Consider the following 14,387-nt stretch of genomic DNA (forward strand, 5'->3'; position numbering starts at 1 on the left):
ACGGTTCAGAAGAGGCGACCCGACACGTCGGCGGACGGCTCCTCGAGCGCGAGGAGGAAGCGCTTGCGGTCGAGCCCACCGGCATACCCGACGAGGGAGCCGTCGGCGCCGATGACCCGGTGGCACGGGACGACGATGGCGATCGGGTTGCGGCCGTTGGCCGTGCCGACCGCCTGGGCGAGGTTGCGGTCGCCGAGGGCAGTCGCGAGCTGGCCGTAGCTGCGGGTCTCGCCGTAGGGGATCTCGCGCAGCAGCGCCCACACGCGCTGGTGGAACGCGTCGCCCCGCGGCGCCAGCGGGAGGTCGAAAGTCGTCAGCGACCCGGAGAAGTACGCGTCCAGCTGGGTCACGGCGGACGCGAAGGGCTCCTCGCCTGGGTCACCGACGTCGCCGAAGACCTCGGGCGCGCCCGGCCGGTGCCTGGCCGCGTCCATGAGGACGTGCGTGACGGCGCCCCCGTCGGCGACCACGGTGAGGTCGCCGACCGGGGAAGGCACCACCACGTGCGCCGGGGTCATGCCCGGTCGTCGCCCGTGGGGGTGCCGTGCTGGGCGAGGATGTCCTCGTGCGTGGGGATGGGGAACTCCGCGACATAGTCGCCGTAGGCGCGCGGGTCCTCCGACGGCTCGAGGTGGCAGGTCAGGGCGATCTCGCCGAACTCGCGGTTGACGGCGTCCTCGACCTCCTCGACGAGGTCGTGTCCCTGCTGGACGGTCCACGCCCCGGGGACCAGCACGTGCACCTCCGCGAACCGGTGGTGGCCCGAGAGCCGGGTGCGCAGCGCGTGGAAGTGCACCTCGCTGGTGACGAAGCGGGAGAGGATCTCGGCGATCGCGCGGTTGTCCTCCTTGGGCATGGAGATGTCCATGAGCCCCTCGGTGGACTCGCGGATGAGGCGCCACCCGGTCCAGACGATGTTGACGCCGACGAGGAAGGCGATGACGGGGTCGAGCCGCTCGATGTGGGTCAGCCCCACGAGCAGGACGCCCACGACCACGCCGGCCGAGGTCCACACGTCGGTCATGAGGTGCTTGCCGTCGGCCGTCAGCGTCAGGGAGCGGTGGCGCCGACCGGCCCGGAGCAGCACCACGGCGACGGCGCCGTTGACGACCGAGGCGACCACCGAGATGGCCAGGCCGATGCCGACGTTCTCGATCGGCCGGGGGTTGAGGAAGCGGTCGATCGCGGTGTACATGATCACGAGGGCCGCGACGAAGATCATCATGCCCTCGATGGCGGCGGAGAAGTACTCGGCCTTGGTGTGGCCGAAGTGGTGGTTCTTGTCGGCCGGCATGGCCGCGACCTTGAGCGCGATGAGCACCGCGATGGCCGCCACGAGGTTGACGACCGACTCGGCCGCGTCGGACAGCAGTCCCACCGATCCGGTGATGCGCCAGGCGATGACCTTCAGCGTGATGGTGACGACGGCGGCCACGATCGAGAGGTACGCGAACTTGCTCAGGTCGCGGGTCTGCTGCACGCGGCCGGTGCCGGGAGAGTCGGCTGGGACGGGAGACGGGATTGCTGACACCACCCCATTGTCCCAAAGCCTGGTGACAGCGACGCCACTGTCGCAGCCGGTGGGATGCCGGCCACGCTCTGGTGGGGATCGGTCGCCAGCGGGTAGGGGGGAGGCATCCGATCGCTAGCGAAAGGAGCCCTGGAATGGGTACTGCAGACAAGGCCAGGAACACGGGTGAAGACCTGAAGGGCAAGGCCAAGGAAGCCGCCGGAAAGGTCACCGACAACGAGCGACTCGAGGCCGAGGGCGAGCGTGACCAGGCCTCGGCAGACCTCAAGCAGCGGGGCGAGCAGCTCAAGGACGCGGGCAAGGACGTCAAGGACGCCTTCGACCGCTGACCTTCCGGAGTGGGGTGGGCCGGTCCCGACGGGGACCGGCCCACTGCTCTGTCCGGGCGGGCAGCCACCCTTGCCAGCCGGGCCGGCGTCGGTGAGGCTCGACGGGACGGACGACGACCGATCGAGAGGCCCCAGCTGTGACGACGACGACCACGGCCACCGTGCCGGCCCCCACCGCCGACGAGCTCGCGTCGATGGACGCGTGGTGGCGGGCCAACAACTACCTGACGATCGGGCAGATCTACCTGCAGGACAACGCCCTGCTCCGCCGTCCGCTCACGCCGGACGACATCAAGCCGCGCCTGCTCGGCCACTGGGGCACGAGCCCCGGCCTGTCGTTCGTCTACACGCACATGTCCCGCGTCATCCGGCACACCGGGCAGGAGACCATCTACCTCACCGGCCCAGGGCACGGCGGCCCCGCCCTCGTCGCGGCCGGCTACCTCGAGGGCACGTACTCCGAGATCTACCCCAAGGTCACGAGGGACGCCGAGGGGCTCCGGCGCCTCTTCCGCCAGTTCTCCGCCCCCGGCGGCATCCCGAGCCACGTGTCGGTGACGACGCCCGGCTCGATCCACGAGGGCGGCGAGCTCGGCTACGTCCTGGTCCACGCGTTCGGGGCCGTCATGGACAACCCGGACCTGCTGGCGCTCGCGGTCGTCGGGGACGGCGAGGCCGAGACGGGCCCGCTCGAGGGTTCGTGGAAGGGCATCTCCTTCCTCAACCCGCGTCGTGACGGAGCGGTGCTGCCGGTCCTGCACCTCAACGGCGCCAAGATCGCCGGGCCGACGGTCCTCGGGCGCAAGGACCCCGCCGAGGTCCGCCGGCTGCTCGAGGGGCACGGCTACGAGGTGCTCGAGGTCGGGGGCGACGACCTGCCCGGCATGCACGAGCGCTTCGCGGAGACGCTGGCGACGGCATACGGCCGCATCCGCGCGATCCAGGCGGAGGCGCGGGCCGACGGCTGGACGATGGGGGAGCGCCCGCGGTGGCCGCTCATCGTGCTGCGCACGCCGAAGGGGTGGACGGGTCCGGCGCAGGTCGACGGCGTCACGGTCACGGGCACGTGGCGCTCGCACCAGGTGCCGCTCTCGGGCGTGAAGGACAACCCGGAGCACCTGGCACTGCTCGAGAGCTGGATGCGGTCCTACCGCCCGGAGGAGCTCTTCGACGAGTCGGGCACGCCGACGGACCTTGTCCTGCAGGCCAACCCGGACGGTGACCTGCGGATGAGCGCCTCACCGCACGCCAACGGCGGCCGGCTGACCACCGAGCTCGACCTGCCGGACTTCCGCGACTTCGCGCGCGACGTGCCGTCGCCCGCCACGGTGCGCGAGGAGTCGACGCGGGCCGTCGGCGAGCTGATGCGCGAGCTCTACGTCCGCAACCCGACGACCTTCCGGCTCTTCAGTCCCGACGAGACCAACAGCAACCGGGTGGGCGCCGTCTTCGACGTGTCGGAGCGGATGACGGCCGAGCGGGTCACCGACGAGGACGTGAAGCTCTCGCACGACGGGCGCGTCATGGAGGTGCTCTCCGAGCACTCGTGCCACGGCTGGCTCGAGGGCTACACGCTGACGGGCCGCCACGGGCTCTTCGCGACGTACGAGGCGTTCGCGATGGTGAGCGCGTCGATGACCGTGCAGCACAGCAAGTGGCTGCAGGAGGCCAACAAGCTCGACTGGCGGGCCAAGGTGCCGAGCCTCAACATCCTGCTCACCTCGACGGCCTGGCGCAACGACCACAACGGCTTCTCGCACCAGGGGCCGGGCCTCATCCAGACGGTGCTCAACGCGCGCGGTGAGGTGGCCCGCATCTACCTGCCGCCGGACGCGAACTGCCTGCTCTCCGTGGCCGACCACTGCTTCCGGTCGAAGAACTACGTCAACCTCATCGTCATCGACAAGCAGCCCCAGCCGCAGTGGCTGACGATGGACGAGGCCATCGAGCACTGCGCGGCGGGCGCCGGCATCTGGGACTGGGCCGGCAACGACGACGGCGACCGGGACCCCGATGTCGTGCTCGCCTGCGCCGGCGACGTGGTGACGATGGAGGTCGTCGCGGCCGCGCAGATCCTCACGGAGCGGCTGCCGCAGCTGCGCGTCCGCGTCGTGAACGTCGTCGACCTCATGACGCTGCCGCGCGCCCGCAGCCACCCGCACGGCATGGACGACGTCCGCTTCGGCGAGCTGTTCACCGACCACGTCGACGTCGTCTTCGCCTTCCACGGCTACCACGGCGCCATCCACCAGCTCGTCCACGGCCGGCCCGACGCCGACCGCTTCCACGTGCGCGGCTTCAGCGAGGAGGGCACGACGACGACGCCGTTCGACATGGTCGTGCGCAACGGCGTCGACCGCTACTCCCTCGTCATGGACGCGATCAACAACGCCGGCCGTCAGGTGCGGGGGTCGAGCGAGCTGAAGCGGTGGTGCGAGGCCAAGCTGGCCAAGCACCACGAGTACATCGTCGAGCACCTCGAGGACATGCCCGAGGTCCGTGACTGGGTCATGACGACCGTCGTCGAGGACTGAGGGGCCACTCGGCCCGGTCAGCCCGAGCCAGCTGTCAGGCGGTGACGTTCTCGAGGACGACGGCGAGGCCCTGGCCGACGCCGATGCAGATGCACGCGACGCCCCAGCGCTCGCCCGAGCGCTGCAGGCTGCGGGCGAGCGTGCCGAGCACCCGGCCGCCGGAGGCCCCCAGCGGGTGACCGATGGCGATGGCGCCGCCGTGGCGGTTGACGATCTCGGGGTCGATGCCCCAGGCGTCGATGCAGGCGAGGGACTGCGCGGCGAACGCCTCGTTGAGCTCGACCGCCGACACGTCGGCCCACGTGATGCCGGCACGGGCGAGCGCCCGGTCGGCCGCCTCGACCGGCGCGAAGCCGAAGTACTGCGGGTCGAGCGCGCTGGCGCCCCGCCCCGCGATGCGGGCGACCGGCTCGAGCCCGAGGCGCTCGCCGGCGGCATCGCTGGCGACCAGGACGGCCGAGGCGCCGTCGTTGAGCGGCGAGGCGTTGCCGGCCGTCACGGTGCCGTCCTCCTTGCGGAACGAGGTCCTGAGGCCCGCGAGGCGCTCGACCGTGGTGTCGGGGCGGATCGACTCGTCACGCGCGAGGTCGACGCCGGGCACGGGGACGACGAGGTCGTCGTAGAACCCCGCGCCCCAGGCGGCGTCAGCCAGCCGGTGCGAGCGCGCCGCGAACTCGTCCTGCCGCTCCCGCGTCACGCCGTGCTTCTCGCGCAGCTGCTCGGTCGCCTCCCCGAGCGAGACCGTCCACTCCGCCGGCATCCGCGGGTTGACCAGGCGCCATCCGAGCGTGGTCGAGGCGAGCTCGAGGTTGCCGGCGGGATAGGGCTTCTCCGTCTTCGGCATGACCCAGGGCGCCCGGGTCATCGACTCGACACCACCCACGAGCACGACGTCGGCGTCGCCCGTCTCGACCTGCCGCGAGGCGGTCATCGCCGCGTCCAGGCTCGAGCCGCAGAGGCGGTTGACCGTCGAGCCCGGGATGCTCGTGGGCAGGCCCGCGAGCAGGGTCGCCATGCGCGCGACGTTGCGGTTCTCCTCGCCGGCGCCGTTCGCGTTGCCGAAGACCACTTCGTCGACCAGACCCGGGTCCGCTGCCAGGCCCGGGGAGCGGTCGACCACCGCACGTACGACGAGTGCCGCCAGGTCGTCGGGGCGCGTGCTCGCGAGGGCTCCGCCGAAGCGGCCGAAGGGGGTGCGGACGGCGTCGTAGACGAACGCGTCGATCACGGCGGTGACTCCCTCGAAGGGTGGGACGGCATACGGCGTCGTGAGTCTACGGGCGCTGTAGGAGACCTGTTGTCGAACGGTTCCCCGATGTGGCGGGAGTGAGGAGCTGACGTTGCCGGGCCGTGGTGCGGGCCTCCATAACGTTCTTTCTGTAGCAGGAACCCACAAACCACCCAGGCAGCCGACCGGCTGCCCACACCGTTGGAGCAGCCATGAACCGCAAGATCCTCGTTCCCCTCGCCACCCTCCTCGCCGCCGGCAGCATCGCCGTCGGGTCGGGTGCGACCTTCAGCTCGACCACGGGCAACACGATCTCGGCCGTCACCGCCGGCACCCTGACGCACAGCAACTCCAAGGACGGCCAGGCCATCTTCAACCTGACCAACATGAAGCCGGGCGACGTCCTCACCGGCTCGCTCACGCTGACCAACACGGGCACGCTGCCGGCCCTCTTCTCGCTGACCGAGGTCTCCTCGACCAACGGTTTCTCGGCCTCGAACCTCACGCTCGACATCAAGGACGCGGCCGGCGGCACGCCGGTCTTCAGCGGCACCTTCGGCGGCCTCGCGGACGGCGCGAAGAACGACCTCGGCACGTGGGCGCCTGGCCAGGCCCACACCTACGTCTTCACCGTCAAGCTCAGCGCCGACGCGACCAACGCCGAGCAGGGCAAGACCGCGAGCGCCGTCTACTCCTGGAGCTCGGTCCAGGACGCGGCCGTCACGGTCAACCAGTGACCTGACCCCGCAAGGGGTTCGGCGGGCCTGGGAGGGGCCCGACGCAGACCGGGAGGGGCTTTTGGGGAGCCCCTCCCGGCACCACATCGGCACGAGACCATCGGCACACCGTCCAGAGCACAGCGTCAGACCAGGAGCGCACCATGGCACGTCAGCAGACCGAGGGCCCCGGCACCGTACGCCGCCTGTCCCGGTGGGCGGTCAACCTCGTCGTCGTCGTGGTGATCGCCGCCTGCGCGGCCTGGCTGGTCCCGAGCCTGATGGGCTACAGCCGCTACGTCATCACCGGGGGGTCGATGACGGGCACGTACGACAAGGGCTCCATCGTCCTCGAGAAGCCGGTCGCCGTGGGCGACCTCAAGGTCGGCGACGTGATCACCTACCTGCCGCCCGCCGACTCGGGTGTGGCGAACCTCGTCACCCACCGCATCCTCGAGATGAAGCCGGCCGCCGGGGGCGGCACGCTCTTCACGACCAAGGGCGACGCCAACCCGAAGCCGGACCCGTGGCACTTCACCCTGGTGTCGCAGGAGCAGCCCGTCGTGCAGTACGGCGTGCCGCACGCCGGCTGGCTCCTCATCGCCCTGGCCGACCGCAACACCCGGATGGTGCTCATCGGCGGTCCCGCTGCGCTCATCGCGCTCGTCGCGCTCGGGCAGCTCGTCGGCGCGGCTCGGCCCCGGGGCGGCCGGAAGGACGGCTCCACCGACGCCACTGCCCGGGTTGCACCGATCAGCGGCTGAGCCCGCGTCGGCGGCGCAGCAAGCGGCTCCCGGTCCCCGTGGACCGGGAGCCGCTGCCGTCCCTGGCGCGATCCCAACCCATCTGTCCCCCCGGGCCGGTCGCGTGCGATCTGTTACCGAGAAGTGGAGCGAAGGGCCCTGGCTGTTGCCTTCCCGTGGGGTGCCGCTCCCTAGCGTTGAACCTGTCCACACCAGTCCGGAGGAGATGAGCTTGTCCCGCCGCCCCGTCGCACAGCTGGCCCTCGCGGCCGCCGTCGCGCTCGGTGTGCTGGGCGTGGTCACCGGCCTCCTCTCGCCGGCAGTCGCCTTCAGTGGCGCGACCTTCAGCAGCACGACCTCCAACGCCGTGAGCACCGTCAAGGCCGCGTCCGACTGGACGCCCCCGACCGTCTCGGTGGTCGACCCCGGCTCGCCCGTCAAGGGCACGGTCACCGTCTCCGCGAACGCCACCGACGCCGACAGCGGCATCGCGTCGGTCACGATCCAGTACCTCGCCCCCAACGGCTCGGCGTGGGTGACGCTGTGCACCACGACCGCCGCGCCCTACGCGTGCAGCTGGAACACGACGGGGGGCGGCGACGGCACCTTCGTCCTGCGCGCGACGGCCACCGACAAGGCCGGCTACTCCACGACCTCCTCCACGGTGCAGACGACGGTCGCCAACAACCTCCTCGTCGTCCTTGGCGACCCGGGCGATCTCGTCCGGGGCACGGTCCCGCTCACCGCCACGCTCTACAACGCCGGCACCGTCAGCTACTCGGTGGCCATCCAGTACGCCGTGAGCGGCACGACGACGTGGAAGCCGCTCTGCACCACGACGACCGCGCCGTACGCATGCAGCTGGAACACCACGGGCACCGCCTTCACGCAGGGCGAGTCCTACGACCTTCGGGCCGTGGCCTCCGCCGGCAGCACGAGCTCCACGTCCGCCACCGTGGTCGGCGTCCTGGTCGACAACATCGCCCCGACGGTCACCGTGCAGGACCCCGGCAGCCCGCTGCGCGGGACCGTCACCCTCGCGGCCACCGCGAGCGACGCCGAGTCCGGTGTGGCGCAGGTCGTCATCCAGTACCAGCTGTCCGGCACCTCCACCTGGACGAGCGCCTGCACCCTGACCATCGACCCGTTCAGCTGCCGCTACGACACGACGAAGCTGCCCGACGGCACCTACGCCCTGCGGGCGGTGGCGACGGACGCGGCGGGCAACAGCACCACGTCGGCGCTCGTGGCCGGCCGCGTCGTCGACAACACGGTCTCGTCGGTCTCCATGGAGGACCCGGGCGCCTACCTCAACGGCTCGGCGACGCTCACGGCCACGGCGAGCTCGACCGCCGGCGTCACGTCCGTGCGCATCGACTACGCGCCCAGCGGCACCACGACCTGGGCGCCCGTCTGCACCGACACGACCTCGCCGTACGCGTGCAGCTGGGACACCACGAAGGTGGCCGACGGCCTCTACGACTTCCGGGCGGTCCTCGTCGACGGCAAGGGCAGCACGACGACGTCGACCACGGTGAGCGCACGTCGCGTCGACAACAGCCCGGTGCGTGGCTACGACGTGCAGACCGTATCGGGCGGCGCCACCGCCGGCAAGCTGGACGCGGGTGACGTCCTGCGCCTCACGTACACCCAGCAGGTGGACCTCACGACCATCACCCCCGGCTGGACCGGTGCGAGCCTGCCGGTCACGCTCCGCCTGCGCGACGGCGGTCTGCTCGGGCTCAGCAGCTCCTCCGACACCGTCGACGTCCTGCGCAGCGGCGCCGCCGTCAACCTCGGCTCGGTGAACCTGAAGCAGGACTACGTCAAGACGAGCAAGACGGCTTCGTTCAACGCGACGATGGTGGCCTCGACGACGACCGTCGCAGGAGTGCCCGCCACCGTGGTCACGATCACGCTGGGCACCACGTCGAACGCCAGCCTCCTGCGCACTGCCACGACCGCCTCGACGATGGTCTGGACCCCGTCCGCCTCGGTCACGGACCTCAACAGGTTCCCGAGCTCCACGGCCCCGACCTCGGAGCTCGGCGCGCTGGACCGGGAGTTCTGATGCGCGAACGCAACGTGTCATGGGACGGCGCGACACGGCATACCCCGTGCTCGCGTGTGGCGGCGGCGCTCTCGGTCGCGCTGGCGCTGGCGGTGGGTGGGCTGCGCTCGAGCGCGACGCCGCCGTGGGTCGCCGTGCTCGTCGGCGCGGTCGTGCTCGTCGGCACGGCCGCGGGCGTGAAGCTGTGGCGCGACAACTGCTTCGAGTCGCGCCTGGTCGCCGTCGTGCTGGCCATCCTCACCGCGACCGGGCAGACGCTGGCCTCGACGGTCGGCGCCCCCGGCGGTCAGGACGCGCACTGGCGGGCGACCGGGGTCCTCGTCGTCGTCCTCGGGGTGGCGATCCCGCTCCTCGTGGCCGGCGACACCCGGTCGCGTGCCCGCGCTCCCAAGGATCGGCCACCCTATGCTCTCTGAGGTGACGCACCAGATCCTCGTGGTGGAGGACGACGACGGTATCGCCCTGCCGCTGCAACGCACCCTCGACCGCGAGGGGTATGCCGTCGAGCGCGTCGCGACGGGCGCCGCCGGTCTGGAGCGGGCTGCCCGGGGAGACGTCGACCTCGTCGTGCTCGACCTGGGCCTGCCCGACATCGACGGCCTGGACGTGTGCCGGCAGCTGCGCACCGACGGCTACGACAACGGCATCCTGATCCTGACGGCTCGGGGCGGCGAGCTCGACCGTGTCGTCGGTCTCGACGTCGGCGCCGACGACTACCTCGGCAAGCCCTTCGGCCTGGCCGAGTTCCTCGCGCGTGCACGGGCGCTGCTGCGGCGGACGACCCGCGGGAGCAGCGTCGCGAGCGCGCCGGCCGAGGCGGCGGCTCCGGCGCCCGGTCTGCGGGTGGACCCGCGGGCGCGGCGCGTCTGGGTGGGCCCCGAGGAGGTCGCCCTGACCTCGAAGGAGTTCGACCTGCTCGCCCTGCTGGACTCCGAGCGGGGCCAGGTGCTCTCCCGGGAGCGCCTGATGGACGAGGTGTGGGACGAGAACTGGTTCGGCTCGACGAAGACCCTCGACGTGACGGTGGGACGACTGCGACAGAAGCTCGACGACAGCCAGGCCCCGGCCCGCATCGTGACGGTGCGCGGCGTGGGGTTCCGGCTGGAAGCCGGGTGAGCTCGTGCGGGAACGCCTGGTGGCGGCGTTCGTCGGGCTCACGGTCGTCGTGGTCGGCCTCTTCGGGGTCCCCCGCGCGTACATGCTCGCGGACATGGTCCGCGCCCAGGAGCAGTCACGGGTCGACCGGGTGGCGGACCTGGCCGCAGTGGTGCTGGACCAGCGCCTGGCCGCCGGCCAGCTCGTCGGCCCGGACCTCCTGGACCGCCTGACTGCTGCCGGCGAGCAGGTGTCGGTCCAGGTCGGCGGGCGCACCGTGGTGTCCACGGGCTACGGCCAGGCACCCCGTCCGGACGACTTGCTCGCCACGCGACGGCTGGCCGGCGGCGGGGTGCTCTCCGCGCGTCGCAGCGCCACGGTCGTCGGTGACGAGGTCTCGCAGGCGCTGCTTCCGGTGGTCCTGCTGGGGCTGGGGCTGGTGCTGGTCTCGGGCGTCGTCGGCGTCGTCCTGGCCAGGCGACTGGCTCGGCCTTTCCAGGAGCTCGCGACCGCTGCCCAGGGGCTGGGGGAGGGAGAGCTGCATCCGCGGCTGCCCGCCTACCCCGTCCCCGAGGCCCAGGCCATTCGCGACGCGCTCGTCACCAGCGGTGGCCGGATCGCCCGGGCGCGGGACCGCGACCGGGAGCTGGCGGTGCACGCCTCCCACGAGCTGCGCACCCCGCTGACCGCCCTGCGCCTCGACCTCGAGGACCTGGCCCTGTGGCCCGAGACCCCGCCGACCGTGGCCGCCGAGCTGCGCCGCTCGGTGGGCGACCTCGACCGGCTGGGGGCCGCCATCGGCGACGTGCTCGACGTCTCGGCGCAGGGGCGGCGCGACGACGAGACGGAGGTCGACCTGTCGAGGCTCGTCGCCGACGTGGTGCGGCGCGTGGCAGCCGTCGGCGGGCCGCCGGTCACCTGCGCGACGTCCGAGCCCGTCCCGGCCAGGGTCGAGCAGGCTGCCGTCGCGGAGCTGGTCGAGCTCATGGTGACCGATGCACGGCGGGATGCCGTCTCCGTCCGGGTGCAGGTCGACGACCGCGGTGGGCACCTCGAGGTGCGGGTGGTGGCAGAGCCGGGCACGAGCGGGCCTGCGACTCAAGCGGACTCGGCGTGGTCGGGGGCCACTGCGCTGGCGATCACGCTCGGGGCGCGACTGACTCGCGGTCACGCTCCGGGCGAGGCGGTCCTCCGGCTGCCGGTGAGACGCGAGCCCCTGTCGGATCGGCCGGTTCACGCCGAGAGGCCGCGGACGCCGCTGTAGCGTGAAGGCGTCGTCGACTCGGAAGGTCGACGGACGACGAGAGACGTGCAGATGGGCTGGATCGAGGAGTACATCGTCGCGACGGGTCGCTCCCCGGCGCTGAGCCTGCTGCTCGGTTTCCTCGGGACGTATGCCGTCACGCGCTGGGTCACCGTGCGAATCCGGCGTCGCACGACGACCGGAGAGGGCGCGTCCGGTCCGATCAAGGACGTCCACATCGGGGGAGTGCACGTCCATCACCAGGTGTGGGGCATCCTGCTCGTGCTCCTCACCGGTCTGCTCGAGTTCCGGTTTCGCCCGGCCTCGCCCTGGGTCGAGGTGCTGGCCCTGCTCTTCGGTGCGGGAGCTGCGCTGGCCCTGGACGAGTTCGCCCTGTGGCTGCACCTGGAGGACGTCTACTGGTCGGACGAGGGGCGCAAGAGCATCGACGCGGTGCTCGTGGCGTCGGTGTTCGGCGTGGTGCTGCTGTCGAACGCGAACCTCGTCGGGCTGGGGGAGGACACGTTGCAACGCGGGTACCCCTTCGTCCTCGCCGTCATCGCCGTGCACATCGGCTACTGCATCGTCTGCCTGCTCAAGGGCAAGCTCGTCACCGGCCTTCTCGGGCTGGTCGTCCCGGTCCTCGGGCTGGTCGGGGCCGTCCGCCTCGGCCACCCGGCCTCGTTCTGGGCGCGTCGCTTCTACGCCGAGCGCAAGATGACGCGGGCGTCGTCCCGCTACGACCGCATGGTGGCGCGGCGGGAGCGGTTGCGTGACACCTTCTCGGGCGGACGTGGCCTCTTCACGTCCGGAGGCTGACCCGTTCCGCTGGGACGCCCGTCGGAAGCGTGACTCGAACGACACCGATTGGTGGGCCCCGTCGGGCTCGAACCGACGACCAGCGGATTAAAAGTCCGACGCTCTACCAACTGAGCTAGAGGCCCGTGACGTCGGACGTTCAGCAGGATCAACGGCAGGAAGAACATCCACGTCGTTCGCTGGCCCGGCGCCTGGGCCAAGTATGCCGGACGGCGACGCCGACGCAGCGTGCAGGCTCCCGCCGGTGCCGTGGGAGGACGCCTCGTCGGTCACGATGCGGCAGGACGGCTGCCGGCGCCCGGACCCGAAGGCCCGGACGCCGGCAGACGGTCAGGCGGTCAGCGGATGCGCAGGGCGCTCCCCGCCGCGGACGCGCCGGACCCTCCGGCGGCTGCGGACGCCGCCGAGGGGTTGGGCTGGGGCACCGGGTCGCACTGCTTGTCCGAGCGGCGACCGGGTCGTCGCTCGGGCAGCGCACCGGTGGCCAGGTAGGCCGCGATCGTGTTGTCCGTGCAAGCCACACCGGAGAGCGAGCCGGCGTGCGTCGTCCCCCCGACGCCCTCGACGAGGACCGAGCGCGGGAAGAGCGATCGCACCTCGAGGCTGCCTGAGTAGGGGGTGGCCGCGTCGTAGGTCTCGTCGATCAGCAGGATCGGGGGCGCGTGCCGCCCGGAGACCTGCACCGGCTCCTGGGCCGCCTTGCCGCTCCAGGTGCGGCACGGCGCGTTGAACCAGGCGTTGCTCCACGTCAGGAAGGGAGCCTTGTCGTAGGCGCGCCAGTTGTCCCGTTGCCACACGGACCAGCTGTGGGGCCAGGGGGCATCGGTGCACTCGGTCGCGAGGTACATCGCGTACCCGTTGTCCGTCCCGGGGCCCTGCGGGTTGGCGCGGTCCCACAGGGACTTGATGCCGCGGTAGTCGCCGTGATTCACCGCTGCGGAGAAGGCCTTGGCGATGTCGGTCCACCCGTAGACGTAGTAGGCGGCGCTCACGAAGACGTCATTCCACTCGTCCGGCCCGATCGTCCCGCCCGCCTGCGGGTGTGCACGCAGCTGGTTGAGGATGCGGTAGTAGGTCCGTTCGACCGTCCTCCCGTCGTTGCCCAGGCCGTACACGTCGTCGTGCTTGGCGACCCAGTCGAAGTAGATGCCGATGTTCCGGTCGAAGGCGTAGTCCTGGTCGAGGTTGGCCTGGTACCACACCCGTCGCGGGTCGACGTTGCTGTCGAGGACGAAGCGCCGCACCCGGTCGGGGTGCATGGTCGCGTAGACCTGGCCGAGGTAGGTGCCGTACGAGAAGCCGTAGAAGTTGATCTTCTTCTGCCCCAAGGCTATTCGGATGCTCTCCATGTCCCGCACGGTGTCCGTGGTCTTCACGTGGTCGAGCAGCGGCCCGCCGGCGGTCGCGCACGCCTTGGCGTAGCCCCTCGTCCGCGTCAGCCACGCGTTCTCGATCTGCGCGGTCACCGGCACGTAGTACGGGCGGTCGTAGGTCGTGTACCTGCCGTCGCAGGACAGCGCCGGCACGCTGGACCCGACCCCACGGGGGTCGAAGCCGATCCAGTCGTATGCCTTGCCCGCGTTCTGCGGGACGAACCCCTGGAGTACCGCCAGGCTCAGGCCGGAGCCCCCCGGACCTCCCGGGTTGACGAGCATGACACCTTGGTATGCCGACTGCGGGGTCGTGTGCCTCAGCCGGGAGACCGCGAGGTGGATGAGCGTGCCGCGAGGGTGCGCATAGTCGAGGGGCACCGTCAGCATCCCGCACTGGGCGCCGTAGCGGATCAGCGTCTGGTCCGCGCACGCGCCCCAGCTGATGGGTGGCGGCACGTAGGGTGCCGGTGCGCTGTCAGCGGCGCTCGCGGCGGGCTCGGCGGTCCTGGGGGTGCTGCCGGAGGCGGACTGCGCGGGCCCTGACACGAAGGCGGTGCCGACGCTCAAGGCTGCGGCGGCAACGACGGTGATGAGTCGTTTCATGATGATTCCCCTATGAGCTACCTGTGGCGGCAGAGAGCGCCACTCACCAATGTGGCACCGTGAGGAGTGCCGCGGACAGGGGTTTGCCCTTGCGGGACAAGC

The 14,387-nt window shown here is 71.4% G+C and carries 13 protein-coding genes and 1 tRNA gene; 9 read left to right on the plus strand and 5 right to left on the minus strand.

Annotated features, from left to right (window positions below; genetic code table 11):
• Window positions 1-5: 5 nt before the first annotated feature.
• Window positions 6-518, minus strand: coding sequence for a methylated-DNA--[protein]-cysteine S-methyltransferase (locus tag ABD241_RS12815; protein WP_344062986.1), 513 nt, complete (start codon window positions 516-518; stop codon window positions 6-8).
• A complete protein-coding gene (locus tag ABD241_RS12820; protein ID WP_425580760.1) occupies window positions 515-1,534 on the minus strand; it encodes a cation diffusion facilitator family transporter in 1,020 nt (339 codons plus the stop codon). The genes ABD241_RS12815 and ABD241_RS12820 overlap by 4 nt, the downstream gene beginning before the upstream one ends.
• A gap of 131 nt (window positions 1,535-1,665) precedes the next feature.
• Between ABD241_RS12820 and ABD241_RS12825 the strand changes: the two genes are divergently transcribed.
• Together ABD241_RS12825 and ABD241_RS12830 are read left to right on the plus strand one after the other, a co-directional pair.
• On the plus strand, window positions 1,666-1,860 hold the full coding sequence (locus ABD241_RS12825; protein WP_344062989.1) for a CsbD family protein: 195 nt from the start codon (window positions 1,666-1,668) through the stop codon (window positions 1,858-1,860).
• A 137-nt stretch (window positions 1,861-1,997) separates the two neighbouring features.
• Entirely contained in the window at window positions 1,998-4,394 is a 2,397-nt protein-coding gene (locus ABD241_RS12830) for a phosphoketolase family protein (protein WP_344062992.1), read from the plus strand.
• 34 nt (window positions 4,395-4,428) lie between these two features.
• On the opposite strand, the gene ABD241_RS12835 is transcribed toward ABD241_RS12830, so the two are convergent.
• Window positions 4,429-5,622, minus strand: coding sequence for a thiolase family protein (locus ABD241_RS12835; RefSeq protein WP_344062994.1), 1,194 nt, complete (start codon window positions 5,620-5,622; stop codon window positions 4,429-4,431).
• Window positions 5,623-5,834: 212 nt separating this feature from the next.
• On the opposite strand from ABD241_RS12835, the gene ABD241_RS12840 reads away from it, so the two are divergent.
• From ABD241_RS12840 to ABD241_RS12870, 7 genes are all read left to right on the plus strand, one after another.
• Window positions 5,835-6,359 carry a TasA family protein gene (locus tag ABD241_RS12840; protein WP_344062997.1) on the plus strand — a complete coding sequence of 175 codons (525 nt, stop codon included), beginning with the start codon at window positions 5,835-5,837 and terminating at the stop codon, window positions 6,357-6,359.
• A 143-nt stretch (window positions 6,360-6,502) separates the two neighbouring features.
• Window positions 6,503-7,102, plus strand: coding sequence for a signal peptidase I (locus tag ABD241_RS12845; RefSeq protein WP_344063000.1), 600 nt, complete (start codon window positions 6,503-6,505; stop codon window positions 7,100-7,102).
• 211 nt (window positions 7,103-7,313) lie between these two features.
• Window positions 7,314-9,152 (plus strand): Ig-like domain-containing protein, encoded by a 1,839-nt coding sequence (locus tag ABD241_RS12850; RefSeq protein WP_344063003.1) that lies wholly within the window; start codon window positions 7,314-7,316, stop codon window positions 9,150-9,152.
• Window positions 9,152-9,568 carry a hypothetical protein gene (locus ABD241_RS12855; protein WP_344063006.1) on the plus strand — a complete coding sequence of 139 codons (417 nt, stop codon included), beginning with the start codon at window positions 9,152-9,154 and terminating at the stop codon, window positions 9,566-9,568. Before ABD241_RS12850 ends, ABD241_RS12855 begins: the two co-directional genes overlap by 1 nt.
• A 1-nt stretch (window position 9,569) precedes the next feature.
• On the plus strand, window positions 9,570-10,268 hold the full coding sequence (locus ABD241_RS12860; RefSeq protein WP_344063009.1) for a response regulator transcription factor: 699 nt from the start codon (window positions 9,570-9,572) through the stop codon (window positions 10,266-10,268).
• Between the two features lie 4 nt (window positions 10,269-10,272).
• Window positions 10,273-11,511 (plus strand): histidine kinase dimerization/phospho-acceptor domain-containing protein, encoded by a 1,239-nt coding sequence (locus ABD241_RS12865; protein ID WP_344063012.1) that lies wholly within the window; start codon window positions 10,273-10,275, stop codon window positions 11,509-11,511.
• A 51-nt stretch (window positions 11,512-11,562) separates the two neighbouring features.
• Window positions 11,563-12,309, plus strand: coding sequence for a hypothetical protein (locus ABD241_RS12870; RefSeq protein ID WP_344063014.1), 747 nt, complete (start codon window positions 11,563-11,565; stop codon window positions 12,307-12,309).
• A 49-nt stretch (window positions 12,310-12,358) separates the two neighbouring features.
• Here the strand turns inward: ABD241_RS12870 and ABD241_RS12875 are convergent.
• Together ABD241_RS12875 and ABD241_RS12880 are read right to left on the minus strand one after the other, a co-directional pair.
• Window positions 12,359-12,434 (minus strand) — tRNA-Lys (locus ABD241_RS12875).
• Window positions 12,435-12,647: 213 nt separating this feature from the next.
• Window positions 12,648-14,285: an alpha/beta hydrolase gene (locus ABD241_RS12880; RefSeq protein WP_344063017.1), complete on the minus strand. Its 1,638-nt coding sequence runs from the start codon at window positions 14,283-14,285 to the stop codon at window positions 12,648-12,650.
• Window positions 14,286-14,387: the final 102 nt, after the last annotated feature.

Source organism: Terrabacter lapilli, assembly GCF_039531305.1.
In the GTDB taxonomy this organism is placed as follows: Bacteria; Actinomycetota; Actinomycetes; order Actinomycetales; family Dermatophilaceae; genus Terrabacter; species Terrabacter lapilli.